The sequence below is a fragment of the Sphingomonas pokkalii genome (assembly GCF_003096275.1).
Taxonomy (GTDB): domain Bacteria; phylum Pseudomonadota; class Alphaproteobacteria; order Sphingomonadales; family Sphingomonadaceae; genus Sphingomonas; species Sphingomonas pokkalii.
The window spans coordinates 517072-543753 of the sequence record NZ_QENQ01000001.1 but is presented as its reverse complement, the minus strand read 5'-3'; the positions used below and the strand labels follow the sequence as shown (position 1 = coordinate 543753).

At 68.9% G+C, this 26682-nt stretch carries 29 protein-coding genes; 12 read left to right on the top strand and 17 right to left on the bottom strand.

Going from position 1 to position 26682, the window contains the following annotated elements:
* Positions 1–5: 5 nt before the first annotated feature.
* Genes DD559_RS02650 through DD559_RS02595 form a run of 12 tightly spaced genes read right to left on the bottom strand, consistent with a single transcriptional unit; the run spans position 6 to position 10664 of the window.
* A complete protein-coding gene (locus DD559_RS02650; RefSeq protein WP_116467823.1) occupies positions 6–560 on the bottom strand; it encodes a hypothetical protein in 555 nt (184 codons plus the stop codon).
* A complete protein-coding gene (locus DD559_RS02645; RefSeq protein WP_116467822.1) occupies positions 557–1012 on the bottom strand; it encodes a hypothetical protein in 456 nt (151 codons plus the stop codon). The genes DD559_RS02650 and DD559_RS02645 overlap by 4 nt, the downstream gene beginning before the upstream one ends.
* Positions 1002–2321 carry a FliI/YscN family ATPase gene (locus DD559_RS02640; RefSeq protein ID WP_116467821.1) on the bottom strand — a complete coding sequence of 440 codons (1320 nt, stop codon included), beginning with the start codon at positions 2319–2321 and terminating at the stop codon, positions 1002–1004. The genes DD559_RS02645 and DD559_RS02640 overlap by 11 nt, the downstream gene beginning before the upstream one ends.
* Positions 2318–2905 carry a FliH/SctL family protein gene (locus tag DD559_RS02635; protein ID WP_116467820.1) on the bottom strand — a complete coding sequence of 196 codons (588 nt, stop codon included), beginning with the start codon at positions 2903–2905 and terminating at the stop codon, positions 2318–2320. The genes DD559_RS02640 and DD559_RS02635 overlap by 4 nt, the downstream gene beginning before the upstream one ends.
* Positions 2902–3378: a hypothetical protein gene (locus DD559_RS02630; RefSeq protein WP_116467819.1), complete on the bottom strand. Its 477-nt coding sequence runs from the start codon at positions 3376–3378 to the stop codon at positions 2902–2904. Before DD559_RS02630 ends, DD559_RS02635 begins: the two co-directional genes overlap by 4 nt.
* On the bottom strand, positions 3375–4139 hold the full coding sequence (gene sctJ, locus DD559_RS02625) for a type III secretion system inner membrane ring lipoprotein SctJ (protein WP_116467818.1): 765 nt from the start codon (positions 4137–4139) through the stop codon (positions 3375–3377). Before sctJ ends, DD559_RS02630 begins: the two co-directional genes overlap by 4 nt.
* Entirely contained in the window at positions 4136–4561 is a 426-nt protein-coding gene (locus DD559_RS02620; RefSeq protein ID WP_116467817.1) for an EscF/YscF/HrpA family type III secretion system needle major subunit, read from the bottom strand. Before DD559_RS02620 ends, sctJ begins: the two co-directional genes overlap by 4 nt.
* 2 nt (positions 4562–4563) lie before the next feature.
* Positions 4564–4872, bottom strand: a complete 309-nt coding sequence (locus DD559_RS02615; protein ID WP_116467816.1) for a hypothetical protein — start codon at positions 4870–4872, stop codon at positions 4564–4566.
* Positions 4869–6089 (bottom strand): hypothetical protein, encoded by a 1221-nt coding sequence (locus tag DD559_RS02610; RefSeq protein WP_116467815.1) that lies wholly within the window; start codon positions 6087–6089, stop codon positions 4869–4871. The genes DD559_RS02615 and DD559_RS02610 overlap by 4 nt, the downstream gene beginning before the upstream one ends.
* The gene (sctC, locus tag DD559_RS02605; protein WP_116467814.1) at positions 6086–7915 is read right to left on the bottom strand and encodes a type III secretion system outer membrane ring subunit SctC; all 1830 of its coding nucleotides are present in this window, start codon (positions 7913–7915) and stop codon (positions 6086–6088) included. The genes DD559_RS02610 and sctC overlap by 4 nt, the downstream gene beginning before the upstream one ends.
* Positions 7912–9873, bottom strand: coding sequence for a flagellar biosynthesis protein FlhA (locus DD559_RS02600; protein ID WP_116467813.1), 1962 nt, complete (start codon positions 9871–9873; stop codon positions 7912–7914). The genes sctC and DD559_RS02600 overlap by 4 nt, the downstream gene beginning before the upstream one ends.
* A 2-nt stretch (positions 9874–9875) precedes the next feature.
* Positions 9876–10664: a lytic transglycosylase domain-containing protein gene (locus DD559_RS02595; protein WP_206364427.1), complete on the bottom strand. Its 789-nt coding sequence runs from the start codon at positions 10662–10664 to the stop codon at positions 9876–9878.
* Positions 10665–11138: 474 nt separating this feature from the next.
* On the opposite strand from DD559_RS02595, the gene DD559_RS02590 reads away from it, so the two are divergent.
* From DD559_RS02590 to DD559_RS02550, 9 genes are all read left to right on the top strand, one after another.
* Positions 11139–12296, top strand: coding sequence for an EscU/YscU/HrcU family type III secretion system export apparatus switch protein (locus tag DD559_RS02590; RefSeq protein ID WP_116467812.1), 1158 nt, complete (start codon positions 11139–11141; stop codon positions 12294–12296).
* Positions 12297–12320: 24 nt separating this feature from the next.
* Entirely contained in the window at positions 12321–12641 is a 321-nt protein-coding gene (fliO, locus tag DD559_RS02585; RefSeq protein ID WP_116467811.1) for a flagellar biosynthetic protein FliO, read from the top strand.
* Entirely contained in the window at positions 12641–13558 is a 918-nt protein-coding gene (locus DD559_RS02580) for a FliM/FliN family flagellar motor switch protein (protein ID WP_116467810.1), read from the top strand. Before fliO ends, DD559_RS02580 begins: the two co-directional genes overlap by 1 nt.
* Positions 13555–14253: a type III secretion system export apparatus subunit SctR gene (gene sctR, locus DD559_RS02575; RefSeq protein WP_116467809.1), complete on the top strand. Its 699-nt coding sequence runs from the start codon at positions 13555–13557 to the stop codon at positions 14251–14253. Before DD559_RS02580 ends, sctR begins: the two co-directional genes overlap by 4 nt.
* Positions 14254–14382: 129 nt before the next feature.
* The gene (gene sctS / locus DD559_RS02570; RefSeq protein WP_019368943.1) at positions 14383–14649 is read left to right on the top strand and encodes a type III secretion system export apparatus subunit SctS; all 267 of its coding nucleotides are present in this window, start codon (positions 14383–14385) and stop codon (positions 14647–14649) included.
* Positions 14646–15473, top strand: a complete 828-nt coding sequence (sctT, locus tag DD559_RS02565) for a type III secretion system export apparatus subunit SctT (RefSeq protein WP_116467808.1) — start codon at positions 14646–14648, stop codon at positions 15471–15473. The genes sctS and sctT overlap by 4 nt, the downstream gene beginning before the upstream one ends.
* Positions 15470–15847 carry a helix-turn-helix domain-containing protein gene (locus DD559_RS02560; RefSeq protein WP_116467807.1) on the top strand — a complete coding sequence of 126 codons (378 nt, stop codon included), beginning with the start codon at positions 15470–15472 and terminating at the stop codon, positions 15845–15847. Before sctT ends, DD559_RS02560 begins: the two co-directional genes overlap by 4 nt.
* Before the next feature lie 151 nt (positions 15848–15998).
* Positions 15999–16634 (top strand): hypothetical protein, encoded by a 636-nt coding sequence (locus tag DD559_RS02555; protein WP_116467806.1) that lies wholly within the window; start codon positions 15999–16001, stop codon positions 16632–16634.
* Between the two features lie 74 nt (positions 16635–16708).
* Entirely contained in the window at positions 16709–17593 is an 885-nt protein-coding gene (locus DD559_RS02550; RefSeq protein ID WP_206364426.1) for a DUF6683 family protein, read from the top strand.
* Between the two features lie 24 nt (positions 17594–17617).
* Here the strand turns inward: DD559_RS02550 and DD559_RS02545 are convergent, their stop codons facing one another.
* Positions 17618–19732 carry a malate synthase G gene (locus DD559_RS02545; RefSeq protein WP_116467805.1) on the bottom strand — a complete coding sequence of 705 codons (2115 nt, stop codon included), beginning with the start codon at positions 19730–19732 and terminating at the stop codon, positions 17618–17620.
* 105 nt (positions 19733–19837) lie between these two features.
* Here DD559_RS02545 and DD559_RS02540 point away from each other — a divergent pair, with 105 nt between their 5' ends.
* Complete coding sequence (locus DD559_RS02540; RefSeq protein WP_116467804.1) at positions 19838–20713, top strand: LysR family transcriptional regulator; 876 nt, start codon at positions 19838–19840, stop codon at positions 20711–20713.
* Positions 20714–20740: 27 nt separating this feature from the next.
* Here DD559_RS02540 and DD559_RS02535 read toward each other — a convergent pair whose 3' ends face one another.
* The 3 genes from DD559_RS02535 to DD559_RS02525 all read right to left on the bottom strand — a co-directional run bounded on the left by DD559_RS02535 (position 20741) and on the right by DD559_RS02525 (position 22447).
* Positions 20741–21052, bottom strand: coding sequence for a DUF3088 family protein (locus DD559_RS02535; protein WP_165830954.1), 312 nt, complete (start codon positions 21050–21052; stop codon positions 20741–20743).
* Positions 21049–21576, bottom strand: coding sequence for a nuclear transport factor 2 family protein (locus DD559_RS02530; protein ID WP_116467802.1), 528 nt, complete (start codon positions 21574–21576; stop codon positions 21049–21051). The genes DD559_RS02535 and DD559_RS02530 overlap by 4 nt, the downstream gene beginning before the upstream one ends.
* A gap of 70 nt (positions 21577–21646) precedes the next feature.
* Positions 21647–22447: an IclR family transcriptional regulator gene (locus DD559_RS02525; RefSeq protein WP_116467801.1), complete on the bottom strand. Its 801-nt coding sequence runs from the start codon at positions 22445–22447 to the stop codon at positions 21647–21649.
* Between the two features lie 261 nt (positions 22448–22708).
* On the opposite strand from DD559_RS02525, the gene DD559_RS02520 reads away from it, so the two are divergent.
* Both DD559_RS02520 and DD559_RS02515 read left to right on the top strand, forming a co-directional pair.
* Positions 22709–23920 (top strand): MFS transporter, encoded by a 1212-nt coding sequence (locus DD559_RS02520; RefSeq protein ID WP_116470667.1) that lies wholly within the window; start codon positions 22709–22711, stop codon positions 23918–23920.
* The gene (locus tag DD559_RS02515) at positions 23917–25542 is read left to right on the top strand and encodes a glycoside hydrolase family 43 protein (RefSeq protein WP_116467800.1); all 1626 of its coding nucleotides are present in this window, start codon (positions 23917–23919) and stop codon (positions 25540–25542) included. The genes DD559_RS02520 and DD559_RS02515 overlap by 4 nt, the downstream gene beginning before the upstream one ends.
* Here the strand turns inward: DD559_RS02515 and DD559_RS02510 are convergent.
* Complete coding sequence (locus DD559_RS02510; protein WP_116467799.1) at positions 25539–26576, bottom strand: LacI family DNA-binding transcriptional regulator; 1038 nt, start codon at positions 26574–26576, stop codon at positions 25539–25541. The genes DD559_RS02515 and DD559_RS02510 overlap by 4 nt on opposite strands.
* Positions 26577–26682: the final 106 nt, after the last annotated feature.

The window sequence follows — 26682 nt, the reverse complement described above, 5'->3', positions numbered from 1 at the left end:
CGGCGCTACCGCCGCGCCGCCATCGCTACGGCATTGCCCTGGACGCCGATCCTGCCCACCCGCACCTCGCGCCGGAGCAGCCGCTCGTGGAGCTGCTCGCTCCACTGCGCCGCGACGGCAGGCGGCACCGCCGCGGAGGGGATCAGCAGCACGTTCACCTGCCCGGCGAGATCGTGGCCGAGCACGGCACCTTCCACCCGGTAGCTGCCGAGCGGAAGCGCGAGGTGCACTTCGGGCTGGGCGGACTTGCTGACTTCGGCGATGGCAGCGGCGATGCGATCGAGCTGGGCGTGCTGGACGGGATCCACCATCCCCGTTGCGGAGGGCCGCGCCGCCACCGACAGCGCGACGAAATCGCGCGGGGCGCTGATCGACGCCAGGCCGTCCGCCTTGTCCGCCCCCGGATCCTTGGCGACACGCTTGCCCGCATGTCGGGACAGCGCGTCTGCAAACGCCTTGCGCTGCTTCGGTGCGGCCTCGGGCTCCGCCTTGGCGGGGGTATCACGAGGCGCCGGGACGGACCTGGGCTGCACCTGCCCACTGGTCGATGCGCCGTTCATGCCCAGCCTCGCACGAAGCGAAATGCCCCGGCCTCGGGCTCCGCGCGCTCCTCCGCCCGGCGGCGTTCGGCCCGGCGCAGCGACTGGTGGTGGGTCGCGACGCTCTCGCTGCGCACACGGTGCTGATCGAGCGCGCGTCCCGCAGCGCCTTGCGCGTCGACCGCCAGCGCATGCCGCGCGCGCTGGTCGCTCGCCCGCGCCACCGCTCCGATCTCCTCGGTCACGCGCTGCTCCATCCACAGCCGAGTCTGCGGGCAGGCCGGGCTTGCCTGGAACAGCAGGCGCGCCGCGCTGCGCTCGCGCGCCGCCGCCGCCATCGCCGCCTCGGCGGCTACGGCCCCTGCCCTGGCGCGATCCGCCGCTTCCCGCGCCTCGGCCAGCGCGCGGGCAAGGCGCTGTTCCCGCACCTGGGCGATGCGCGCCAGCACGGGCGCACGGGTGTCAGCGGGCATGGTCCATCTCCTCGAAGGTACGTAGTCGGGCGATGCTTTCGCCCAGCGATGTGCGTTCGCCGCCGGACTGGCGCAGATAGGCGGCGATGGCGGCGCGTTCGGCAAGCGCGCGATCGGCCAGCGGATCGCGACCGGGCTGATATTCGCCGATCTGGACGAGCAGCTCGATCTCGTCGAGCTTGGCCAGCATCGCCCGCAGCCCATGCGCGGCGCGCTGCTGCGCCCCGCTGGCGAGACGCGGGAACAGTCGCGAAAGGCTGCCCAGCACGTCGATCGCCGGATAATGCCCGCGCGAGGCGAGCTTGCGCGACAGCACGATATGGCCGTCGAGCAGCGAGCGCACTTCCTCGCCGATCGGATCGCCCTCCTCATCCTCCAGCAGCACGGTGTAAAGCGCGGTGATCGCGCCCGCCTCGGCGGTGCCGCTGCGCTCGAACAGCCGCGGCAACTCGGCGAAGACGGAAGGCGGGAAGCCGCGCCGCACCGCCGGCTCGCCCGCGGCCAGCCCGATCTCCCGCAGCGCGCGGGCGAAGCGAGTGACGCTGTCCATCAGCAGCAGCACGTGCCGGCCTTCGTCGCGCAGCCCCTCGGCGATCGCGGTGGCGACATGCGCGGCGCGCACCCGCTCCATCGCGGGCCGGTCCGAGGTGGCGACGATCACGACCGAGCGGGCGAGCCCCTCGGCGCCCAGCGTCTCCTCGATGAACTCGCGCACCTCGCGACCGCGCTCGCCGATCAACGCGATCACGATTGCGTCGCACTGGGCGTTGCGCGCGAGATTGGCCAGCAGGGTCGACTTGCCGACGCCGGCACTCGCGAAGATGCCGACACGCTGTCCGATGCCGATCGGCATCAGCCCGTCGATCGCGCGGATGCCGGTCTCCATCGCCGCGTCGATCGGGCGGCGGTGCATCGGATTGGGCGCGTCGCCATGGATCGGACGATCGGTACCGCGCCGCACGCTGCCTGCTCCGTCGAGCGGCTGGAGCCGGGCATCGAGCACGCGGCCGAGCATGTCGGCGCCATAGGGCACCCGATCCTCGCCGCTGCGCAGGATCACGTCGCTGTTTATCGATAGGCCGCGCAGATCGCCCAGCGGGGTCAGGATCGCGCCGCCATCGGCAAGGCCGATCACCTCCGCCCAGAGCGAAAAGCCGGTCTCGGCATCGACGATCTCGCAATTCTCGCCGATCCGCGCGCGCACGCCGGTCACGCGAATGGTCGTGCCCAGCGCGCCGACGATGCGGCCGTGCTGCTCGAACATCGGCGCGGCATCGAGCGCCCGGAGCAGCGCCAGCGGATCGCTCATGCCACGCCCCAGCGCTTGGCAAGCGTTTCCAGCTGCACCGAAAGGCTGGCGATCACCTGCCCTTGTTCGGTGCGGATCACGCAGTCGCGGGCGCCGAGGGCCGGATCGGGGAGGATGGTGACATCGGCCGTCGCCGCCAGCCGAGCGGCGACCCGCTCGGCCATGTCCGGCGCCACCGCGACCATCACCACGCCCTGCGGCTGCAGGCGATCGAGCGCACGCTCGACCAGTGCGGGCACGAGAACGGCATCGTCGAGGCTGCCGAGCACCGCGTGCACCGCCGCCAGCGCCGCCTCGGCGATTTCGGCGCGCCGGGCCTGTTCATTTGCCTCGATCGCGGCAGCGAAGGCCGCGATTTCGCGCGCGAGCAGATCGTCGATCTCCCCCCGTGCGCCGGCCAGCGCGGTAGCATAGGCGGCGTCGCGTGCCGCCGCCGCCTGCGCGACAGCATCGGCCTGCGCCGCACGGACGGCCCCGAGCAGCGCCACCGCATCGATGAAGGGCTGTCGTTCCTCCCGCTTGATCACCGCGCGTTCGCTGAACAGCAGCGACGCGCCATCGGCATGGACGAGATGGTAGGTCATCCCAGCGCCTCCGCGATCCGGTGCGCCTTCGCCAGCAGATCGCGGGCAACGCCGTCGTCGCGGGCGCCCGGAAACTGGTCGCGAAGCGCCAGCGGCAACCCTGCTTCGAGCAGCAGCGCACCGGCTTCGATCACGCGATCGGGCGGCGGGAGCTTGTCTGCATCGATCGTGCCGGTCACCGGCGCCTCGCAGACCGCATCGAACAAGGCTTCGCCGACAGCCGCGGCGAGCGCCGCCAGCCGCGGCCCGGAAATCTCCGCATCGATCGCCGGGCGATACCGCAACAAGCCCGCCGCCGCCGCGATCCGCGATCGCCGCTCCACCGGCACGTCCAGCCACGCCGGCAGCTTGGCGAGATCCCCGAACCGTACCGCCGGCCGGCCCTGCGCCCGACGGGCAAAGCGTGCCCCCCTGCCCTCCGGGCAGTGCCGGGCAAGCCGCACCAGCCTGGCGTTTCGCACCGCGGGGTTCATCGCTGCACCGTATCCGGCAGCTTGGTGCGTGGGCGCCGCATCCGCCACAGCCCGCGCCCGGCGATCCCCAGCACGATCAGCGCGACGATGCCGATCGCCCCGCGCATCAGCGCGGCGACCGAGATCATGCCTTCGCTTTCCGGCAGCACCGGCGCGGCCTGGGCCGGCACCATCACCACCGAAACCCGGTCATAGGTCAGCCCTTCGATCGCATTGGTGACCAGCGCCTTGATCGCGCCGGTGTGGCTGCGCAGGTCGAAACCGGTGCGGTATTTGACGAACACCGACGCGGCGGACGGTTTGGCCTCGCGCGACAACGGATCGGCCTCCGGCATCGTCAGGTGCACGCGCGCCTGGACCACACCGTCGATGCCGCTGATCGTCCGGCTCAGCTCCTGCGAGAGGCCATAGATCAGCCGCGCCCGCTCCTCGAGCGGGGTGGAGGTGAAGCCCTCCTTCTTGAACACCGAGCCGAGCGAGTCATAGTCCTCGTGCGGCAGGCCGTGGGCGCGCAGCGTCTCCACCGCGCGGGCGAAATCGGCCTGGTCGACGGCGATGCTCCATGCACCCTTTTCCCCCGCCACCTTGCTCGCGCTGATGCCGGCCTGGTTGAGCACGGCGATCATCTCGTTGGCGGCCGGTTCGGTGAGCTTGCCATAGACTTCCTGCCGGCTGCACCCGGCAAGTCCGAAGGCGGCGATCACCAGCAGCGGCGCGGCGATCCGCGCCTGCCAGCGGCGCGCGGGAGACAGGCCGCTCATTGCTGCTTGAACAATTGCTGCACGCCGTCCGAGCTCCGGTTGGCGATGTTGGAGGTCAGCTGCGCCTGGAACATGAATTCGGAGCATTTCATGTTGAGCTGCACCATCTCGCCCGGCGTCAGCTGGCCGCCGCTCGCCTCGGCCGCCTCGGCATAGCGCGAGACGGCGCGGGCCTGGACGTTCACCTGGTCGAGCGCGTTGAACATGCCCTGCATCGCCGGCGGGATCGGGCCTGCGGCAATTGTGCCCTGCACCCCGCCCATCTTCTCCAGCGCCGCCTGGAAGCGCGCGTCGAACTGCGGCGCGGTGGCGCCGCCACCGCCATGCCCGCCGGGGGCGAGCAGCTCGAAGGCGCGCGAGACGCCGTTCGTGCCCTGCCCCCCGGCCGGCGCGACCAGCGCGCCGATCGCATCGATGCTCATCGTCAGTTCTTCCGTGCCATGGTTTCCAGCGCCTTGGAAACGCTGTCGATCGAGCTGTGCGAGCTGTTCGCCATGAAGCTCATCCGCATCGATTCGGTGGTCAGCTGGGTGATGTCGGAAGGCTTGTCGCCGCCCTGGCTCACCACGTCGGACTGGGCGGTGATCGCATCGGCCTGGGTGTCGAGCGCCTTGCCCCAGGCTTCGCCGAACGCCTCGAACCAGTTGCCCTTGCCGGTGCGGCTTTCGGTCGTGCCCATATTGCCGAGCGAGGCGAGCGTGCCGAGGACGGCGCTGTTGATCGGGTTGGTCATTGGGTGGTCACTCCGTTGATCTCGCCGCCAGGGGTGGTGGAAGGTGCCGGGGACGGCGGCGTGCTGGGTCCCAGGACGAGTTCTTCGATCCGGCCGTCGCGCTCGAAGCTCGCGCGGCCGTTGCCGATGGCGACGATGCGGTGGCCCGTGGGCACCACCGCCCCCGCGAACCAGCGCGTACCATCGGCAGTGGTGATGTAGCCGGGGTTGCCGTCGACAAAGGTGGCGAGGCCATATTCGGAGCCCGAGAAGAAATATTGCAGGTCGCGGTCGCCGCGCGCGGCATCGGCGGAAAAGACGACACGGGAAATGCCGGGCACATCTTCCTTGATCAGCCGCGCCAGTTCGGCCTGGCGGTCGGCGGGCAGGAACTCCGCCTTCACCATCAGCGCGTTGCCCCGCCTTGGCACCGCTTCGGCATCCACCCCTTGTGCGCGCAGCAGATCGGTGGCGGCGGCAGCCAGTCCCTCCATCGTCTCGACATCGAGCGTGGCCGGGCCGATCCGCTCCGCAACCAGCTGGCGCAGCCGGGCGAGCGCTGCATCATCCTTTACGATCCCGCGCACCACGGTGCCGTTGCGCGTCTCCTCGATGGTGAGCCCGCGGAAGCCGGCGGCGGCGAGCGTCGCCTGTTCGCCGGCACTGTCGTGCAGCTGGCGCGAAGCCCAGCGCACCGCCGGCGGCGCGAACAGGAGAAGCAGCAGCAATGCCGCAACGGCCGCAGCATAGGCCGGCCAGTGCCGGTCGAGCGCCAGCGCGCCGCGCATCGGATAAAGCCGCGTCGCCACGCGCTCGGGGATCGCCGCCCGCTGCGGCGCGGGCGCCGGGGCATCGGCCGCGGCGGGCGCGACCATCGGCGCGAGCCGGATCGCTTCGTCCCAGCGCGGATCCTCCGGCGCGCCGATCGCGACGGCGACCGATCCCACCAGCATCGGCACGAAGGGCGGCAGCGACGCCTGCTCGCCTGCCGCGACCGGGCGGCCGAGCAGGGTCACCTGGCCAGCCGCCACGCGCACGCACGCCATGCCATCGCCCAGATCGAGTTCGAGCGAGACACCGCGCGCAGAAGGATCGCGCAGCACGATGTCATGCTCGAAGCCGTGGCCGACCCGCACGAACTTGCCATGGTGGAGGCGATGCTCGGCGCCGGCCAGCCGGCCGTTGAGCACGCGCAGCACCATGGTGCTGGGCTTTACCGGCGCGAAGGGCGCGTTCACTGGCGGTTCCCCCGGCGGCGCTTCTGGTGGCGATCGGCCGCCGCCTGGATCTGCTGGAGCGGGATCGGGTTGGTCGCCGAGGTCGGCTGCATCGCCCCCGCCTGCTGATTGCTGCGCGAAACGACGCGCGGCGTGATCAGGAAGATGCGCTCGAAATGCTGGTCGCCCTTCTTGCGCTTGCGGAAGGCCTGACCGAGGATCGGCACGTCGCCCGCGACCGGCACCTTCGACTTATAGTCGTACGAGGTCTCGACGGTCATGCCGCCGATCAGCAGGCTCTCGCCCTGCTTCACCACCGCGCTGGTGTTGATGCTGCTCTGCTTCACCGCCGGGATGCCGTCGACGACGAGACCGGTGGGCGAGCCGTCGAGGATCTCGATCGCCATGCGGGTGCGCAGCTCGCCGCCGTCATAGAGGATCGACGGGTTGACGCGCATCACCATGCCCGCCGTCACCGGAAACAGGTCCACCTGCCGGTCGCCGGCGACGCGGACATAATATTGCACCTGGTTGTTGAACACGGCGGGGATGTTGTTGAGCGTGCTCAGCCGCGGCCGCGAGATCACGCGCAGCGCGCCGGTCTTCTCCAGCGCGGTGATGCGCGCGGCGAACAGGTCGAGCCCGCCGGTCAGGTACGCCGCGCCGACATTGCCGGCGGAGAAATTGTTGGTCGGGTTGGTCGCATTGCCGCCGAACAGCGCGCCGAGCCCGCCGGTCTTGAAGCCGAAATCGAGCCCCAGTTCCTTGAGCTTGCTGGTGTCCAGTTCGAGGATCGTCGCCTCGATCTCCACCCCGCGCGGCTCGACGTCGAGCGCGCGGACGATGTCCTCGTACACGGTCATCGATTCCGGCCGGTCGCGGATCAGCACCGCGTTGTTGCTGGGATCGACCTCGACGCGCGGGCCGTTGACGTCGCGCACCGCGGCTTCGCGGACGACGACGGTATCGAGCCCCGGAGTCCCCTGCTGGTCGAAGCTGCGCTGCGCCTCGTCGGGCGGCACCGCGTTCATCCCGCGCCCGCCGAGCCGCGGCAGCGACTGGCGCTGGATATCGAAATTGCCGGCGGTGGAAACGGTCGCGCTCGGCCGGCCGTCCCCCATCATGCCGCGCAGGATCGAAGCGACGCCGGGAATGGTAATGGTGCGATCGAAGCTCTTCTGGATCGTGTCGTCGGCGCGGGCGTACCGGAGGTAGAAGATCCGCACCTCATAGGGCGACCGCGTGCTGGCGCTGCTCAGCACCTTGGAGCGCAGCGGGGCGCTGGTCACCGTCTCCATCGCCGCGGGTCCGAGCAGCGGCGAGACGATCGGCGCGTTGGCGGATGCCTGGGTCAGCGCCGGATTGCCGGCGGTGCCGGCCAGCTGCGCCACCCGGTCCAGGAAGGCGGGCACGCCGGTGGCGCTCACCGAATTGCTGGCGGCGCGCACCTGGTTCGCGTCATCGAGGATGCGGAGTTTCTGTGCATCGCGGACCACGGCGTCGGGATCAGCGGCGTTGAAGCTGCGCGAGGTCACCTCGGCAGCCGCATAGACCCGCACCACGGCGCCGTCATAATAGGCGACCAGATTGAAGGCGCGCGCCAGCTGCGTCCAGACCTGGCGGGGGGTGCCGACGAACACACCGTTCACCTTGCCGGTCACAGCCGAGCTCACCTTCACCTTCACCCCGGCCTGACCGAACAGATCGGCCACCGCGGCATCCACCCGCTGGTTGCGGGCGGTGAGCGTGATCTTCTTGGTCCCCATCGGCGGGGTTTCGGCCGACGCGACAAGCGGCAGCAATGCGGCGCAGGCGAGCGCCATCAGGAAACGCGGCGGGCGGATCATTGGGAAACCTCGTCCGACATCTGGTTGGTCAGGCTCTCCGGGGCGGCGTTGATCTCGCCGACGATGTCGAGCGGCACAGCCGGGTTGAGCTCGTTGAAGCTGATCACCGGCACCTCGAACAGGTCGCCGGCAATCAGCAGGCGAAGCGGCCGCCGGAGATCCTGCGCGGTGAGGATCGCCCGGGCACCGCTGCTGGCGACCTGGGTGGACAGCAGCGCGACCAGCGCGCGCATCTGGTGCGGGTTGATCGCGAGGCGCATCTGGCCGTCGACAGGCGTGACGGTCTGGCGGATCGTCTCCTCCAGATCGGCGCCGACGATCAGCACGCGCAACCGGCCCGCTTCGCACAGCGGCGCGATCAGGTGACGGCGCATCGCGACGCGGACCCGTTCGGCCATCGGCACCGCTTCGCGTTCATACTGGCCGACTTCGCCGATCGCCTCGATCGCATCGCGGAAGTTGCGCAGCGGCACGCTTTCCTCGGCGAGCAGGCGCAGCACTTCGCCGATCCGGCCGGTGGGCACGGCACGCACGGCTTCCTTGACGACTTCCGGGTGCGTCTCGCCCAGCCGGTTGAGGTGATCGGTCACCTCCTGCAGGCCGAGGAACAGGCCGAGATTGCGCTCCAGCAGCTGTGCCACCCGCGCCGCAGCCACCTCGGGCAGCGCGCCGGTGTCGGTCGCGCCGCCGCCGAGCGGGGCGTCATGGGCGCTCAGCAGCCATTCGCCTTCGTTCAGCCGGGCATCGGGGACGACGCGCAGGTCGGGAATGGCGATGCCGGTGCGCGTCTGGAGCGCCGCCGCGCCCTCGCGCAGCCGATCGGCCAGTGCCGGGAAGGCGGGATGCTGCGGCGGCAGGCCAACGGCGAGCCGCAGCGGGTCGACCACCGGCAGCGCCTGCGCCGCGATCAGCGTCTCGCCGGTCGCGACCGCCGTTTCGCCCGAGGCCAGCCCCAGCCGCGTCCGCAGCCAGGCGCCGGACGTCGGGTGGAGGAACGCCCCGCCCAGCAGCAGCGCGCTCGCCAGCGCGAAGAAGATCAGCGTCGGAAAGCCCGGCACCAGCCCGAGCAGCATCGCCAGGCCACCGCCGATCAGCAGCACATGCGGCTTGCCGGTGATCTGCCGGGCGATCGCCGGGCCGAGATCGCCGTCGCGCTCCTCGTCGGTGGTGCGGGTGACCAGCAGGCCCGCCGCCATCGCCGAGAACAGCGCCGGCACCTGCGCGACCAGCCCGTCGCCGATCGTCAGGATCGAGAAGGTCGTCGCCGCCTCGCCTGCCGACATGCCGTGATAGAGCATCCCCACCGCCAGCCCGCCGAGCAGGTTGACCAGCACGATGATCACCGAGGCGATCGCATCGCCCTTCACGAACTTCATCGCGCCGTCGAGGCTGCCGTGGAGCTTGCTCTCCAGCTCGAGCGTGCGGCGCTTCTCGCGCGCCTCGTCCTTGGTCAGGATGCCCGAGCGCAGGTCGCTGTCGATCGACAGCTGCTTGCCCGGCATCGCATCGAGGCTGAACCGCGCCGCCACTTCGGCAACGCGCTCGGCCCCCTTCGAGATGACGATGAACTGGACGATCGTGATGATCAGGAACACGACCAGCCCGACCACCAGATTGCCGCCCGCGACCATCTCGCCGAACTGCTGGATGATCTCGCCGCCGTCGACATGGGTGAGGATCATCCGCGTCGTCGAGATGCTGATCGCCAGCCGGAACAGCGTGGAGAGCAGGAGCACCGTCGGGAAGGTCGAGAAATCGAGCGGCTTGGCAACATACATGCAGCTGAGCAGCAGCAGGATGCCGACGGTCATGTTGGTGGCGATGAACGCGTCGAGCGCCAGCGGCGGCATCGGCACGATCATCAGCAGCACGACCATGACGACACTGCCGACGAGCAGCATGTCGGCGACGCGCACCGGCATCCGGCGCAGGCCGCGCAGGCTTGAGGCTATTGCCATGCTCAGCGGCTCCGCACGGCCTGTTCCGCGACCAGCCGGCTGTACCGGCCCATCACGCCCGCCACATAGGCCCGGGTTTCGCGATAGGGCGGAATGCGGTTGCCGTAGCGGCGTACCGCGCCCTCGCCGGCATTATAGGCCGCCAGCGTCAGCCCGAAATCGTTGAACCGGCCGTGGAGCTGGCGCAGCAGCCGCGCGCCGCCATCGACATTGGCCTCGGCATTGGAGGCCGACACGTTGAGCATCCGTGCCGTGCCGGGCATCAACTGCATCAGGCCATGCGCGCCGACCGGGCTCGTGGCATCCGCACGGTAGCGCGATTCCTGGTCGATCACGGCGTGCAGCAGCAGCGGGTCCACCCGGCGCCGCGCGGCGACCCGCGATATCATCGCATCGTACCGGGTAGTGTAGGAAACGGGCCGCATCGCCAGGATCGCGTCGTCGGCCGCAGCGGATGGCGCCCGCGCAGGCGCCGCTTCGGGCCGCTTGCCGCCGGACACGAGATGAAACGACGCCGCCGAATCCGGCGCGCTTCCCTCTTCGGCCTCGGGCGCGATGCGGACATCCTTCGGCATTTCCGCCGGCGTGCCGGGCGCGACGATGATGGTACTGCATCCCTGAAGGGACTGAATGCCCGCCAGCGACGCCGCATCCGCCACGCGCAGGCTCGCCGCCAACGGGCAGGGGGGTGGCGGCGGCGGGGTGCGATCCCGCGACCATGCCGATACCGGAACAATCAACGCGGCACCGCACAGCACGGACCATGATACGCTTAGAACTACTTTACTCACTGCATCGCTCCCCAGCTACTGGCCTTCCTGACCAACAGTTGTCTCAGCACGATGCCCCACAATTCCCGGCCTGCTTGTCCAGGAACACCTATAGGCTGTCGCGTTTTTCTTACATTTTCAAGTCGTCATTCAGAAATATTTCACCATGTTGCAGAGCGACGAATCGAGATTTTTTGCCGTTAAGTTGCGGAACTTTTCCAAAATTGCTGCGGACTTACAGACGTGTCAGCACCACTGGGCGACACGAAGCAACGCTTGGTCGCGACTCGAATCAGTAAAAATTATTGTTAATCAATAATTTATTAATGTTATTTCGGAGTCGACACAGGTTTTGGCAGTTGACGAGGGGTAATCGGTTACAGGATTTTAGGGATGTTGCTGCCCCGCCCCACGGGCAGCAATGTGTCGACCTGCTCTACCCGCCAACGTGTTCCGCAACGATCTTGCAGCACTCGGCGGCATGAGTTCCAATTCATGAGCCAAGGCAAGGACAGCGCCGACAAGAGCGAGCTCCCGACGCCGAAGCGGCTGCAGGATGCGCGCAAGAAGGGTGACGTCGCCAAGTCGAAGGACCTGGCCACGGGCCTCCTCACGCTCGCCTGGCTGCTGCTGTTCGTCGGGGTCTCGGGCTATGCCGCCAGCGAACTGGCACGGCTCGCCACCGATGTCGTGGCGCAGGCCGCGACCGGCACGTTCGAACAGACCGCCCCGGCGATCGGCTGGGACGCGGCCTGGACATTGCTGCGCCTCACCTTCGTCACGCTGGTGCCCGCCGCGCTGATCGGCACCTTCGCCGAATATCTTCAGGTCGGTCCGATGATGACGACCGCGAAGATGAAGTTCGGGCTCGAAAAGCTGAACCCGGTCGAAGGCCTGAAGCGGATGTTCGGCAAGGACGGGCTGTTCGAGCTTGCCAAGACGCTGGTGAAGGCAGGGCTGATCTGCGCGATCGGGTATCTGGTCTATCGGAACGCGCTATCCGGTTCCGGCCAGCTGATCCGTCTCGCCGCCACCTCGCCCATCGACGAATCCCGCGAAAGCGCCGCGATGGGCGCGCTCGGTCTCACCTATTCGCTGACGCTCCAGATGCTGGCGATGGTCGTCGCGGTGTTCCTGTGCGTCGCGGTCGCCGACCGTATCTATGCCAGGCACAGCTTCATCAAGAAGATGAAGATGAGCCGACGCGACATCAAGCAGGAGCACAAGGAAAGCGAAGGCGATCCGCAGGTTCGCGCGCTGCGACGGGACATGCACCAGGAATGGGCGAACCAGAACCATATCGGCGCCACCCGCGGCGCCGCCGCGCTGCTGGTCAACCCCACCCATATCGCCATCGCGCTCAACTATGACGAGACGACCTGCCCGGTGCCGGTGATCGCCGCCAAGGGCATGGGCGAGCTCGCCGCCGCGATGCGCGCGGAGGCTGAGGACGCGCGCGTGCCGATCGTCCGCAACGTCGCCGCTGCCCGCAGCCTCTGGGCGCGCGGCGAGATCGGCGAGATCGTCCCCGAGGACATGTTCGACGCGATCGCCGCCGTGATCCTGTGGGCCGCCAAGGCGCGCAGCGGTGACGGGCCGATGCAGCACGACATGGACAGCGCGACCCCACGCCTGGCCGCACCACCCCGCTGACCCGACTGGAGAACGAACCGCATCATGGGAATCGGAGCCGTCCTATCCTCGATCCTCGCCATCGTCGTGGCGCTTGCCCTGGTACTGGGCATGGCCTGGGGCGTGATCTGGCTGCTGAAGAAGCTGCAGGATCGCCAGCTGGGCGTCGCCGCCAATGGCGAAAGCGAAGCGCCGATCCGCTTCCTGCGCTCGATGCCGCTCGGCCAGCGCGAACGGGTGGTGCTGATCGAGGCGCGCGGCGAGACGATGCTGGTGGGCGTCACCGCCGGTTCCGTCACGCTGCTGGCGCGCTGGCCGGAGGGCCAGATACCGCCCAAGCCGCTGCCCGCACAGGTGCGCTTCTGATGGCGACCGCGCTTCGCCTCGACGCGCTCGATCTGCCGCAGGTCGATCCCGCCCAGCACGCGCTGACCGCTGCAGTCGCGCGACTGCTGGAACAGGCCGGCTTCGCGGTCGATATCCTCGCGGCGCCACCACGGGGCAGCTGGTTCCGCTGCGCCGACGGGACGTGCTACCGCCCCGGCGGTGCCGCGCTGCATCCCGAGCGGATCGCCGAAGCCGCCGCGGCGCTGGACGCGGCCGAACCCCTGCTCGTCGCGCTCGAACGGGTGCTGGGGGTGCAGCTGGAACCCGACGATCTCGGCACGGCCTCCGACGATCCCGCCCTGCATCTCGGACTCCGCCGGGAGGGGCTGGCAGCGGCGCTGCTGCTGCCCTGCGCCCATCAGGAGCGCGCGAACTGGATCGCCGATGCCGAGGCGCTCACGCCGCCCGCCTCGCGGCTGCCATTGCTCGTCCGGCTGCTGCTGCTCGGTCCCCGGCTGGGCATCGCCGAAGCCGGCAACCTCGCGCCCGGCGACCTGGTGCTGATCGGCGCGCGTCCGCCCGCGACTCTCGAAGCCCCCCATTTCCGCCAGGCCGGGCAGGTCGACCTGTCCACCGGCAGTTTCACCCCGCATCCCGATGGAGCGCCCATGGAATCCAGCGACGCTGCCCCCTCCCCCCGCGATTTCGCGGTGCCCCTGACGGTGCGCCTGCCAGAACGGCTGACCAGCGCCGCCGCGCTCGCCGATCTGCGCCCGGGCGTCGCGCTGCCGCTCGGCCCGATCGCCGAGGGAATGGCGGTGGAGTTGCTGGTCGCTGGCAGGCCGATCGCGCGCGGCGAGCTCGTCCAGCTGGGCGATCGCTTCGCCGTGCTGATCGTGGCGCGCGCGGATCTGACGGAAGCAACAGTCCAGCAGCCGGTGGAGGTCGAGGCGTGAACCTCGCCCAGTTCACCCCCGGCTCGGCGCTGATCACCGTCGTCCTGATCGCGCTTGCGCCCTTCTTCGCGGTGATGGTGACCAGCTTCACCAAGATCGCCGTGGTGCTGAGCCTGGTGCGCAATGCGCTGGGCCTGCAGCAGGTGCCGCCCAACCTGGTGCTCAACGGCCTGGCGCTGATCCTCACCGTGTTCGTGATGTACCCGACGCTGGAGAAGATGCAGGTCGCCGCCGCCGTCCAGGGCCCGGCCGCGCGCACCATGCCCGGCGATCCCCCGGCCCAGGCGGAAAACCCGATCGAGAGCACCGGCGACATCTTCGCCACCGCCGATCGCGCCAAGGAGCCCTTGCGCGAATTCCTGGTCAAGCACAGCGACCCGCGCGAGCGCGCCTTCTTCCTGCGCACCCAGCAGCGGATCGGCGATCCGGCCAAGGTCAGCACCTTGCGCGACACCGATTTCGTGATCGTCATCCCGGCCTTCGTCGTGAAGGAGCTCAAGCTCGCCTTCCAGATCGGCTTCCTGATCTTCCTGCCCTTCCTCGTCATCGACATGGTGATCGCCAACATCCTGTTGGCGATGGGCATGATGATGCTGTCCCCGGTCACCATCTCGCTGCCGTTCAAGATCCTGCTGTTCGTGCTGGTCGACGGCTGGGTGAAGCTGAGCCACGGCCTGGTGCTCTCCTATGCCTGAGGAGGCGCTTCTTGCTGCGCCACGGGCGCAGGTCCGGTGCCGGCCCGCTCCCCCACCCGGCCGCCCAACGCCAGTATCCTATGGGTGGCCGGGTGGGGGAGCGGGCCGGCACCGCGCGGAGAAAAGGCCATGAGCGACGATCTCGTCGCCGTGACCACGCAGGGGCTGTGGCTGGTGCTGCTGCTCTCGGCGCCGCCGATCATCGCGGCGTCGGTGGTGGGTCTGCTCGTCGCGATCGTGCAGGCGGCGACCCAGCTGCAGGAACAGACGCTGCAATATACGCTCAAATTCTTCGCGATCGTGATCAGCATCTTCGTCACCGCCAGCCTGATGGCGGGCACGCTGTACAGCTATGCGGACTCGATCTTCTCCGGCCTCGCGGCGGTGGGGCGATGATCGAGGCGGTGCCCCCCGGCATCGGCGTGCCGCTGTTCGCGGCGATGCCCTGGCTCGACCAGCTGCTGGTCGTCGCGGTCGCCTCGGCGCGCTTCGCCTTCGCCTTCGTGTTCGTGCCGGTCTTCTCGCGCGAAGTGATGCCGGGGACGGTGCGCAACAGCATCATCGTCACCTTCGGGCTGGTCGCGCTGCAGATGCAGCCGGATTTCCACCCGAACGCTCTCTCCGCGATGGGCTGGCTGAAGATGCTGCTCAAGGAAGCCGCCGCCGGCGGCGCGATCGGGTTCTTTTTCGGCACCGTGCTCTGGGCGCTGGGCGCCGCGGGCGAGATCATCGACACCAAGGTGGGCGCGACCATCGGCCAGCTGGTCGATCCGCTGAGCGGCAACACCAGCTCGCTCACCGGCATCCTGCTCAGCCGCTTCGCCGAAGTGGTGTTCGTGACGGCGGGCGGGCTGACGCTGCTCGTCGGCACGGTGATGGGCAGCTATCTGATCTGGCCGCTCGGCCCCGGCGGACTGCAGCTCGATGCCCGCGCGCTGATGTTCTTCGAGGGCGAGTTCGGCCGCCTGTTCGCGCTCGCCTTCCTGTTCGCGGCGCCGGTGCTGACCGTGCTCTATGTGATCGACCTGGCGATGGGCTTCCTCAACCGCTTCGCCCAGTCGTTCAACGTCTTCTCGATGGCGATGCCGATCAAGGCCGCCGCCGCCACCTTCGTCGTCATCCTCACGCTCCCGCTGCTCGCCCAGGCGATCCTCGCCGATCTCGGCACGCGCGAGGAAATCGCCGGCGGCGTCCTCCAGCGAACGGCCAAGCCGCAATGACCGGCGCCACCGCCCTCCGCGCGCCGCCCTTGGCCAGCGATGCCGAACAGCTCGCCCAGCTGATCGCCGAACTGCGCGCTGCCGAGGAGCGCCGCGGCGCCGGGGCCCGCGAGATCCGCATCGGCGAGTTCACCGTCCCCGGCTGGCGGGTGCCGCTGCTGCATCTGGCGGGGCTGCAGACGCTGACCCGCAACGAGGCGGCAGTGCTTCGCTTCCTCGGCTGGGGCCGCGCCAACGGCGATATCGGCACGCTGCTCAACATGACCGAGAACACCGTGCGCACCCATATGAACAACGCGATCCGCAAGCTCGATCTCGACGGCGTTCGCGAACTCAACAGCCTGGCGGGACTGCTCTTCCTGCCGCTCGAATGAGCGCCCCCCTCCACGATTCGTTGAGCGTGCCTAAACGAATCGTGGAGCGCGCGGGGCACCGATCCGGGGCAATTTGCGCTTGTACCGGCGACACGGTGTCGGCGGCTTGCTCCCGCAGGGAGCGCGACAACTGGATGGAAGGATAATATCCATGTTCGGTCTCAGCAGTCTCGCCCGTTCGTTCGTCAATCCGCTGAACCTTGCCTCTCTCGCGATGGGCCCGGCGGGCTGGGCATCGCTCGCGGTGCGCACGCTGGGCACCGCGATCGCCAAGGAAGTGCTGCAGCAGCTGGGCCAGCAGCTCGGCCTGCCGCAGAGCGCCATCAATCTGGTGCAGGACGGCTTCTCGATGGCGACCGGCTCCGTGGGCGGGCCGGCCACGATCGCCGAAGCGGTGGCGAGCCTCGCCCAGAATTTCGACCTGTCGCCGTCGCAGCAGGGTGAACTGCAGCGCGCCGCGGAATCGGACTCGCGCGACATGTATCAGCAGCTCAGCGAGGCCTTCCAGAACGGCGAAGCGTTGGCGAAGGCCCAGTCGGCCCGCAGCGGCAAAGCCAGGAGCTGGCTCCAGGCCATCGCCGACTCGATGGCGGCGGAGATGGATCGCAAGGTGCAGGATATGGACAAGCTCGCCCGCGCGATGGACAAGCAGGGCAGCAATCGCTCGGTCAAGACCAACACCGACCTGCAGGTTGCCGGCCAGGAGTTCTCGCTGATGATGAACACGACCGGTACGGTGATCAAGACGATCGGCGAAGGACTCAGCGGCATGGCGCGCAAGCAGTAAGTCCAACCAATTTCCTCTTCGGGAGAGCGGCGGTGCCGCTCTCCCCTTTTCGCGTTCTGGAAAGGGAGCGACACATGAAACGGTTTCTGGCGGGAGCACTGTTGGCATTGGCAGCTGGGTGGACACCCCCCGCTGCCGCCCAGATCGTCGATGGCTGGAGCTGGAGCGTGCTCGTCCCCTCGATCGGCAAGACCGATCAACTGGGCATGTTACTGGAGGATCGCAAGCGACAGGATCAGGCCCGCGGCGGCCCCATGACGCGACGCGCCCCGGATCTCGCGGCAACGCGGGCGGCGCCCCTGCCCGACATGTCGGTGCTGCACTATACGCCTTCCAGGACGCGTCGTAGCGCCAATCTGGCGGCCTTTGTCCAGAAAACGCGTGCCGTCGATCCGCAGGGCGCCGCCGACATGCAAAAGGTCTTCGCCGAGGGCGACTTCATCGAGAGGATCGGCGCGCTTGTCCGGCCACTGGGCCTGCGCATCGATAACGTCGCAGACGCCTATACATGCTGGTGGATCAACGCCTGGCAGGCCGCGCACGGCCAGTATGACGAAACCAAGCCGGCGCTCGCGGCAACCGTCCGCGCCCAGGCCGCGCGGGCCATCGGCGCGACCCCGGAGATAGCGCGCGCGTCGGAAGCGCAGAAGCAGGAATTCGCCGAGGCGCTGTGGGTTCAGGCTGCACTGATCGAAGTCGCCGTGGAACAGGCCAAGGGCAATCCCGCACGCCTTCGCGAAATCGGCGATGCCGTGCGCAAGGGCGCCAGGCACATGGGCCTCAATCTCGATGCGATCGAGCTGACGTCGCGGGGCTTCGTCCCGGCCGATGTCGGCCGGAACGATCCGCCGGCAGCAGTGCCCGGCGCCGACAAGGCTACCCCCTATGGCGCCCTCGCGCTCGCCGCCGGCGGCGTGGGCGTGGGCGGCTTCCTGCTGCTGCGCCAGCGCCGGGGATGAGTGCCCGGCCGCCGGGCAACGGCGCTATCCGGCGTACCGGCCGTTCGCAGCCTTGCTCCGCGCGCGGAAGGCGTGGAGCAGCGGCTCGGTATAACCATTGGGCTGGGCCACCCCTTCGAACACCAGCGCGCGCGCGGCCTGGAACGCCAGGCTTGCCTCGGGATCCGGCGCCATCGGCCGATAGCGCGGGTCGCCCTGGTTCTGCGCATCGACCTTCGCCGCCATCCGCAGCAACGCCGCGTCGACCTCCGCCGGCGTGACCACGCCGTGCAACAGCCAGTTGGCGAGATGCTGGCTGGAAATGCGCAGCGTCGCGCGATCCTCCATCAACCCGACATCGTGGATATCGGGCACCTTGGAACAGCCGACTCCCTGATCGATCCAGCGCACGACATAGCCAAGAATGCCCTGGGCATTATTGTCGATCTCGTCGCGCACCTCCTCGGCCGACCAGTTCCGCCCCGCGGCAAGCGGCAGGGTGAGCAGCGCATCGAGCGGAGCGATCGATTCGTGCGCGCGCTCCGCCTGGCGCGCGGCGACGTCGACGGCATGATAATGGGTGGCGTGCAGCGTCGCGGCGGTGGGGGACGGCACCCAGGCCGTCGTCGCGCTGGACTGTGGATGGACGATCTTCTGCGCCAGCATGTCCGCCATGCGATCGGGCATCGCCCACATGCCCTTGCCGATCTGCGCCTTGCCGGATAGCCCGCAGGCCAGCCCGATCTGAACGTTGCGATTCTCATAGGCCTGGATCCAGGCACTGGCCTTCATGTCGCCCTTGCGCAGCATCGCGCCGGCCTGCATCGCGGTGTGGATCTCGTCGCCGGTACGATCGAGAAAGCCGGTGTTGATGAACACGATACGGTTCTTCACCGCTTCGATGCAGGCGGCAAGATTGGCGCTGGTCCGGCGCTCCTCGTCCATCACGCCGATCTTCAGCGTATGGCGGGCAAGCCCCAGCATGTCCTCGATCGCATCGAACAGATCGTTGGCGAAGGCCGCCTCGTCCGGCCCGTGCATCTTCGGCTTGACGATATAGATCGATCCGGCACGGCTGTTGCGCAGCGGCCCCGCGCCGTTCAGGTCGTGCAGCGCGATCGCCGAGGCGACGATGCCGTCGAGAATGCCCTCGGGCGCCTCGCTGCCATCGGGCAGCCGCACCGCCGGTGTCGTCATCAGATGGCCGACATTGCGGACCAGCAGCAGCGCGCGACCGGGCAGGCTGAACGGCGTGCCGTCAGGCGCCACATAGGCGCGATCGGCGGCCAGCCGCCGGGTGACCGCCTTGCCGCCCTTGTCGAACGTCTCCTCCAGGTCGCCGCGCATCAGCCCCAGCCAGTTGGCATAGGCCTGCACCTTATCCTCGGCATCGACCGCCGCGACCGAATCCTCGAAATCGCAGATCGTGGAGAGCGCCGATTCAAGGATCACATCGGCAATGCCGGCCGGATCGGCCCGGCCGATCGGATGGGTGCGATCGATCACCAGTTCGATGTGCAGGCCATGGCGGGCGAACAGGCGGTTGTCCCCCGCCGTGCCGACCAGTTGCGACGGATCGGCGAGCGACAGCGCCGTGCCGTCCCAATCTGCCCAGCGCCCCGTCGCGAGCGGCACCGCCTGATCGAGGAACGCCTTGGCCCAGGCGATCACCTGCGCGCCGCGCGCGGGATCATAGCCTGGGGCCACCTCGCCCGGAATCGCATCGGTGCCGTAAAGCGCGTCATACAGGCTGCCCCATCGCGCATTGGCGGCATTCAGCAGAAAGCGCGCATTGAGCACCGGGACGACCAGCTGCGGCCCGGCGATCGTCGCCAGTTCGGGATCGACCTGCCGGGGATCGACTTGGAACGGCGCGGGTTCCGGCACCAGATAGCCGATTTCGCGCAGGAAGCCGGCATAGGCGGCGGCATCGTGCGGCTCGCCGGCCCGTGCGCGGTGCCAGGCGTCGATCGACGCCTGAAGCGCGTCGCGCCGGGCAAGCAGGGCCCGATTCCGGGGTGCGAACCGTTCGAAGATCGCGGCGGCACCATGCCAGAAGGCCTCGGCCGCCAGTCCCGTACCGGGCAGAACCCGATCCTCGATGAACGTCGCCAGCGCCGCCGCAACCTGAAGCCCCGCCTTTTCGTGCAGCTCGACCATGGCCCTTCCTCCTTCGCTCCATCGCGGATGAGGGGAACTCTAGCGCGCACCTGCTTCGCCCGGTAGAAGGAAAGAATTCACATCAGCTTTTCCCCCACATTAAGAATGTTCGATCCCGATTACGACCTGTTCCTCGATATCGTCGATACGCAGTCGATCTCGGCGGCAGCCCGGCGGCGCGGGCTTTCCACGCCTGCCGTATCGAAGCGACTCGTGCGGCTGGAGCAGCGTCTGGGTGCCCGGCTGCTCCATCGCACCACGCGTCGGCTCACGCTCACCCCTGCGGGCAAGGATCTGCTCGACACGCTCTCGCCGATCCGCGCAACGCTCGCCGCCGCCGAAGGGCGTATCGGCGGCCGTCACAGTCTGGTGCGCGGCCCGCTGCGCATCACCGCCCCCACCTCGTTCGGCCGGATGCACCTGGTGCCGACCCTGCCCGCCTTTCTGGCCGCCTATCCGGAGGTTGCGCTTTCGATCGACCTCTCCGACGAGTTCGTCGATCTGCTGGAGGGGCGGCACGACGTCGCGATCCGGATCGCCGCACAGGTCGGCCCGGGGCTGATCGGGCATCGCATCGCTACCAGCCGGCGCGTGCTGTGCGCTGCACCGGCCTATCTCGATGCACATGGCGAACCGCAGACGCTGGCAGCGCTTTCGCGGCATCGGCTGCTCGCGACCGACCGCCAGTTGCCCTGGCGGCTCGATGGGCCCGAGGGGCCGGTAACCCAGCACGGCCAGAGCTTCGTACGCACCAATTCGAGCGAGGTCGTCCGCGAACTCGCCATCGGCGGATGCGGCATCGCCCTGCGCTCGCTGTGGGACGTGACGCAGGCACTGGCGGATGGCGCGCTGCGCCGGCTGCTTCCCGATTATACCGGATCGGAAGACGTCGGCGTGTTCGCCGTCCACGCCCCCGATCCGCCCGCACGGGTCGTAGCGCTTGTCGCCCATCTTCGCACGCGGATGGCGCGCAATGCATGATGCGCCATCCGCCGCCGGCGGCACGGTTCAGGGATGGCGCTCCGGAAAGCCGTGACGGGCGTGGAGCGCGGCGAGAATTGCCTCGATATCGTTGACGAACCCGCCTTCGGCAAAGGCCAGCGCGGGCAGGTTCTGATGTTCAGCCCCCAGCCGCGCCACCACCGCCGCGCGTGGCCGGGGCCAGGGAACGCGCACCACCTCGATATTGGCGGCACGCGCCGGGAAGGCGGCAAGCAGGCCTTCGACGGTGATACAGTCCTTGCAGTAGAAGCGCCGCGTGCCGCCAAAGGCGGGGTCGGGCCAGTCGGTATCTAGCACGAACAGCGTATCGCGGTTCATGCCGGACACCCGGCGGTGCGGTGGCTCCAGGCAAGGGCAGCGATCTTCCATCGGCCATTTTCCCGCACCAGGCTGAAGTGATCGGTGCCGCAATGATGCACCTTGCCATCGATCCGAAAGACATAGGGCGCCCACACCATCGCGACATCGCCGTCGATCTCCACCGCTGCGTCGGAGATGCGCTCGTCGAACCGTTCAGGGCCTGGCTGGAAGCGGGCGAGCAGTTCGGGCCATGTCAGGTAGCGGACGGTGCTGGCCCCGCCCTGGGCTTCCGTCACCACCGTCGCGCCGCCGGCCGGGCGCAGCACCGCCCCGATCGCCGTGGCATCGCGCGCGTTGATGCCGCTCAGCAACGTATCGACCACGGCGAGCACGGCGCGCTCGTCGCTGCCGTCGGGCGGCGCGATCGGGTTTGCCGGCGGCAACCGGTCCGGCGCGCGCGGGCTGCGCGGTGGGTTCGCGGCCGGGGGCGGCAGCCCGGCGGTCTGCGGCGTCAGGGCAAGGGCGAGAAGCGACAGGAACATGGTTCAGCCTTCAACAAAACGGCAACGCCTGCCGGCCAGCTTTGGGAGACGGGCGATGCCGGGCAGGATATCATGCTGCGGGAGCCGCGCCATCGGGCTGATAGCCCAGCCGGTCCGAGATCCGCAGCGTGGTGTTGCGCAGCAATTCGCGGGCAGCCTCGAGTCCGACCTTCTGCGAGCCATCGATCAACTCGAGAAACGGAATCGTCAATGCCCCCATGACGACACCGTCGAAGCCGAAGATCGGAAAGCTGATATCGGTGACGCCATGGGTGATCGGGCTCTGGCGGATATCGTGCCCCACCCGGCGAACCAGCGCCAGCCGCGCCGCGAGCCAGGCGCGATCCACTGCTTCGCCGCGGTCTGCTTCGGCCGCGTCGATCATGCGCTCGGTGTCGCGCGCGCTCGAAAACGCAAGCAGCACCTGGCCGGAACAACTCTGGATCAGGTCGATCTGCGCGCCGACCTTCAACGCGAAACCGCGCGTGCCCGGAGACTCCTCGCGCGCGACAACCAGCCCGTGCCCCCGGCTGGGGACGACGAGGTGGCAGGATTGCACCGTCGCCCGCGCCAGTGCCTGCATTTCGGGCATCGCCGCGCGGATGATCTCCTGCGACGGGGTAGCGCGCAGCGCGACATCGAGCAGCTTGTAGGCAACGGAATACCGATCGCTTACCTCCGAACGACGCAAATAACCGAGCTGCTCCATCACGACGACGATACGGAACAACTCTCCCACCGATCGATCGAGATCGGCCGCCATCTCGCTGACCAGCGCCCCCTGCGGGCGATCGGCAAGCAGTTCGAGAACTTCGAACGCCTTCTCGATCGCCGGGGCCGCATAGGTTCTCTTCGCCCCCGCTCGCGCCATAGCTGCTCCTGTTCAAACCGGCGCGACCCTTGCGCGAAAGCGGCGGGGGCGCAACGGGCGTGTCGCAGATCCATCGGCGGCGCGGGGGAAAACCGTCCCCGATCGCCGGCGGCCCGGCCGCGTTCGCACCCGTTTGGCAGCCTTTGGAAGAATGGTCGTATGCCGTTGCGTTTGGCGGCGGTTCTGCCTAGCGTCGCGCCATTGTTCACGTTAACGGAGCGCGCCTTGCGCCGGACCTTCCTTCCGCATCTGCGATGGACGATGATCGCCCTGTTCGTCGGGGCGATGGTCCTGAACTATCTCGCCAGGTCGGTGTTGGGCGTCGCGGCGCCGATGATCCTGGCCGAGCAGGCGATCAGCAACCAGCAATATGGCTGGATCACCGGCGCGTTCCAGATCGGTGTGATGTTCCAGCCGCTGGCCGGCTATCTGCTGGATGGCGTCGGGCTGCGGCTGGGCTTCGCACTCTGCGTCGCGCTATGGTCGCTGCTCACGATGGCGCACGGCTTCGCTACCGGCTGGATCAGCTTCGCGGCTCTGCGCGGCCTGCTCGGTCTGGCGGAGGGATCGGCGCAGCCGGCAGGGCAGAAGCTGGTGGCGGAATGGTTTCCGGCGCGCGAGCGCGGCGTCGCCGGCGGCATCTACAATATCGGCGCGTCGTTCGGCGCGATCCTGGCGCCGCCGCTCGTCGCCTGGGCGGTGATGACGCAGAGCTGGCGGCTGGCTTTCTTCGCCGCGGGCGCGATGGGTCTGGCCTGGTCCGCGCTGTGGCTGCTCTGGTACCGTGGGCCGGCAAGCCATCCCCGGCTGGGCGCGGCGGAACGCCGGCTGATCGACGAAGGGCAGGAAGCGCGCCTTTCCGCCAGCGGCACCCGCGCCTCGATCCCCGCGCTGCTCCGCCGCCGCGACCTGTGGGGCATCGCCCTGCCTCGGCTGCTCGCCGATCCGGTATGGGGCATGCTGTCCTTCTGGATGCCGCTGTACCTGGCGCGCGTGCGCGGTTTCGATCTCGGCCAGATCGCGCTGTTCGCCTGGCTGCCCTTCCTCGCCGCCGATCTCGGCTGCCTGTTCGGCCCGGCCGTCGCGGCATTCCTGCAGCGGCGCGGGATCGCGCTGATCGACGCGCGGCGCTGGGCATTCACGCTGGGCGCGACGATGATGACAGGCATGGCGTTCGTCGGCATGGTCGCCAGTCCCTACGCCGCGATCGCCCTGTTGTGCCTGGGCGGCTTCGCCCACCAGACGCTGTCGGTGACCGTCATCACCATGGCCTCCGACCTGTTCCGCCGCAACGAAGTGGCGACCGCCGCCGGGCTGGCTGGGCTGGCCGGCAATCTGGGCGTTCTGATCTTCTCGCTGACGCTGGGCGGCCTGGTCGACCAGGTCGGCTACGGCCCCTTCTTCCTCCTGCTCGGCGTGCTCGACCTGTTCGGCGCCGCACTTCTCTGGACCCTGGTACGCAAGCCCGCATGACGCAGTTTCGCAATCCGATCCTTCCCGGTTTCAACCCCGATCCGTCGATCGTCCGCGTGGGCGAGGACTTCTTCCTCGCCACCTCCACCTTCGAATGGTTTCCCGGCGTGCAAATCCACCATAGCCGCGATCTGGTGCACTGGCGGCTTGTCGGCAGGCCACTTTCCCGCGCGACCCAGCTCGACATGCGCGGCGATCCCGATTCCTGCGGGGTATGGGCACCGGACCTGAGCTATGCCCATGGCCGCTTCTGGCTCGTCTATACCGATGTGAAACGCTACGGACAGACGACGGTGAGCGGCGCGGACGGCGCCTCGCTGCGCGATTTCCACAATTATGTCGTGGTGGCGGATTCGATCGACGGCCCCTGGTCCGATCCGGTGCGCGTCAACAGCAGCGGCTTCGACCCTGCGCTGTTCCATGATGACGACGGCCGCAGCTGGCTGCTCAACATGCTCTGGGATCACCGGCCCGGCCACCGCCGCTTCGCCGGGATCGTCGTGCAGGAAATGGACCGCGAGACGCGCCAGTTGGTGGGGGAGCGTCGCCTGATCTTCACCGGCACCGACCGCGGCTTCACCGAGGGCCCGCACCTCTACAAGCGCGACGGATTCTACCATCTGCTGGTCGCCGAAGGCGGCACCGGCTGGGACCATGCCGTGGTGATGGCACGCGCGCGCGCGCTGTTCGGCCCCTATGCCGTGCATCCCGACGGTGCGGTGCTGAGCGGCAACGGCCGGCAGGACGGCGCCATCACCCGCGCCGGCCATGGCGATCTGATCGAACTGGCCGATGGCACGCCCTGGCTTGCCTATTTGTGCGGACGGCCGCTGCCCGGCCGGGCACGCTGCGTGCTGGGGCGAGAGACCGCGATCCAGCCGATGCGCTGGTGCGACGATGGCTGGCTGCGCACGCTGGACGGATCGGGCGCCCCCGACCCCAGCCCGCCGCTGCCGTCACTGCCGCCCAGCCCCTGGCCCGGCCCGACCGACGACGGCCGCTTCGATGGCCCGAAACTGCCCACGGCATTCCAATGGCTGCGCACCCCGGAACCCGATCGACTGTTCAGCCTTTCGGCGCGGCCCGGCTGGCTGCGGCTTTTCGGCCGCGAGACGATCGGCAGCCATTTCGAACAGGCGCTGGTCGCCCGGCGCCAGACGGCCTTCCGTTTCACCGCGACGACCCGGCTGGACATCCGCCCGGCGCAGTACCAGCAAGCCGCAGGGCTCACCTGCTACTACAACAGCACCAAGTTCCATTATCTGCACGTCACCGCCGATGATGCGGGACGGCGGGTCTTGGCGCTACTTTCGGCAGATCCCGAAACCGGGTGCAGCGGCGATGTGGTGGCCACCGACCTTCCCGAGGGTGCGATCGAGTTGCGCGCGGCCGTGGACCATGCGGCGCTGCGTTTCGCCTGGCGCGGCGATGGCGAGGTACAATGGCACCCGGTGGGCGGCACGCTGGACGCCAGCGTCCTTTCCGACGAAGTGACCGTGCCAGGCCTGCCCAACTTCACCGGCGCGTTCGTGGGCATGGCCTGCCAGGATCTGTCCGGTGCCGGCGGCCACGCCGATTTCGCCTGGTTCAGCTATGTCGAGGAGTTGGCGCCCAACGGCTAATCGCCCGGCGGGGCGGCGGTGGAGCTGCGTTGAATCAGGCTGTGGTCGAGGATGCGATCGCGGCGCGGCCGCTGCTTGCCGCCCGGCGCCCGCGCCTCGCTGGCGACCAGCGCCAGCGCTTCGGCGGCCAGCCGGCGCACCGGCTGGTGCACGGTCGTCAACGGCGGCCAGAGCGTGACAGCCGCGGTGGTATCGTCGAATCCGACAACGGTAAGCTGGCGCGGCACGTCGAGCTGTCGCCGATGCGCTACCGAGACGATGGCGGCGGCCATGTCATCATTGCTGGCGAACACGGCGGTGGGCGGCGCCGGGCCATCCAGCAACTGCTCGCCCGCCGCCAGCCCGGAGGCGTAGCTGAAATCGCCCTGCGCAACCTGCACCGCTACCCCATCGACCTCGCGGACCGCCTCATAGAACCCGGCCATCCGCTCGGCACTCGCCGCCTGATCCGGGTTGCCCAGCACGAAGCCGATCCGGCGGTGGCCAAGATCGAGCAGATGGCGAGTCATCTCATATGCTGCGTGGCGATCATCGATCCGGACACAAGTGGCGCCGCGCACCCCATGCGCACCGATCGCTGCCATCGGCACGCCTACGCCGCGCAACGCCTGGAGCACGGCCACGGATTCGCCCAGCGGCGGTGCCAGGATGATCCCGGACAGCCCCGTCGCGGCGAACTTCGCCAACGCCTCCGCTGCCGGGGGGCGCCCCCCTTCCCCCTTCAGCAGCACCAGCCGCGCACCGCGGATCGATGCTTCTTCGAAAACGCCGGTCAGAAACTCGCTCATGAACGCCGCGCTGGGATTGGAATAGAGCACGCCGATCCGCAGTTCGGCCGAGGTGACGAGACTGCGCGCCGCGGCATTGGGCACATAGGCGAGCTCCGCGACGGCCTTCTCCACGGCGGCGCGGGTTTCGGCGCTGACCCCACTGCGCCCGTTGATCACGCGCGATACCGTCATCGCCGAAACGCCCGCGCGCGCCGCCACATCGATGATCGTGGCACTCTGCGTCGGCTTTCCCGCCCTTGCCACCAGCCGCTTCCTCCATTGTTTTCGTCTGGGCGAGGTACGCGATGGAAACGGTTCGGAAAAGCCGCGATGCGATACGGTCTGTCCCGTGCGGCAACCGAGGGTGGGA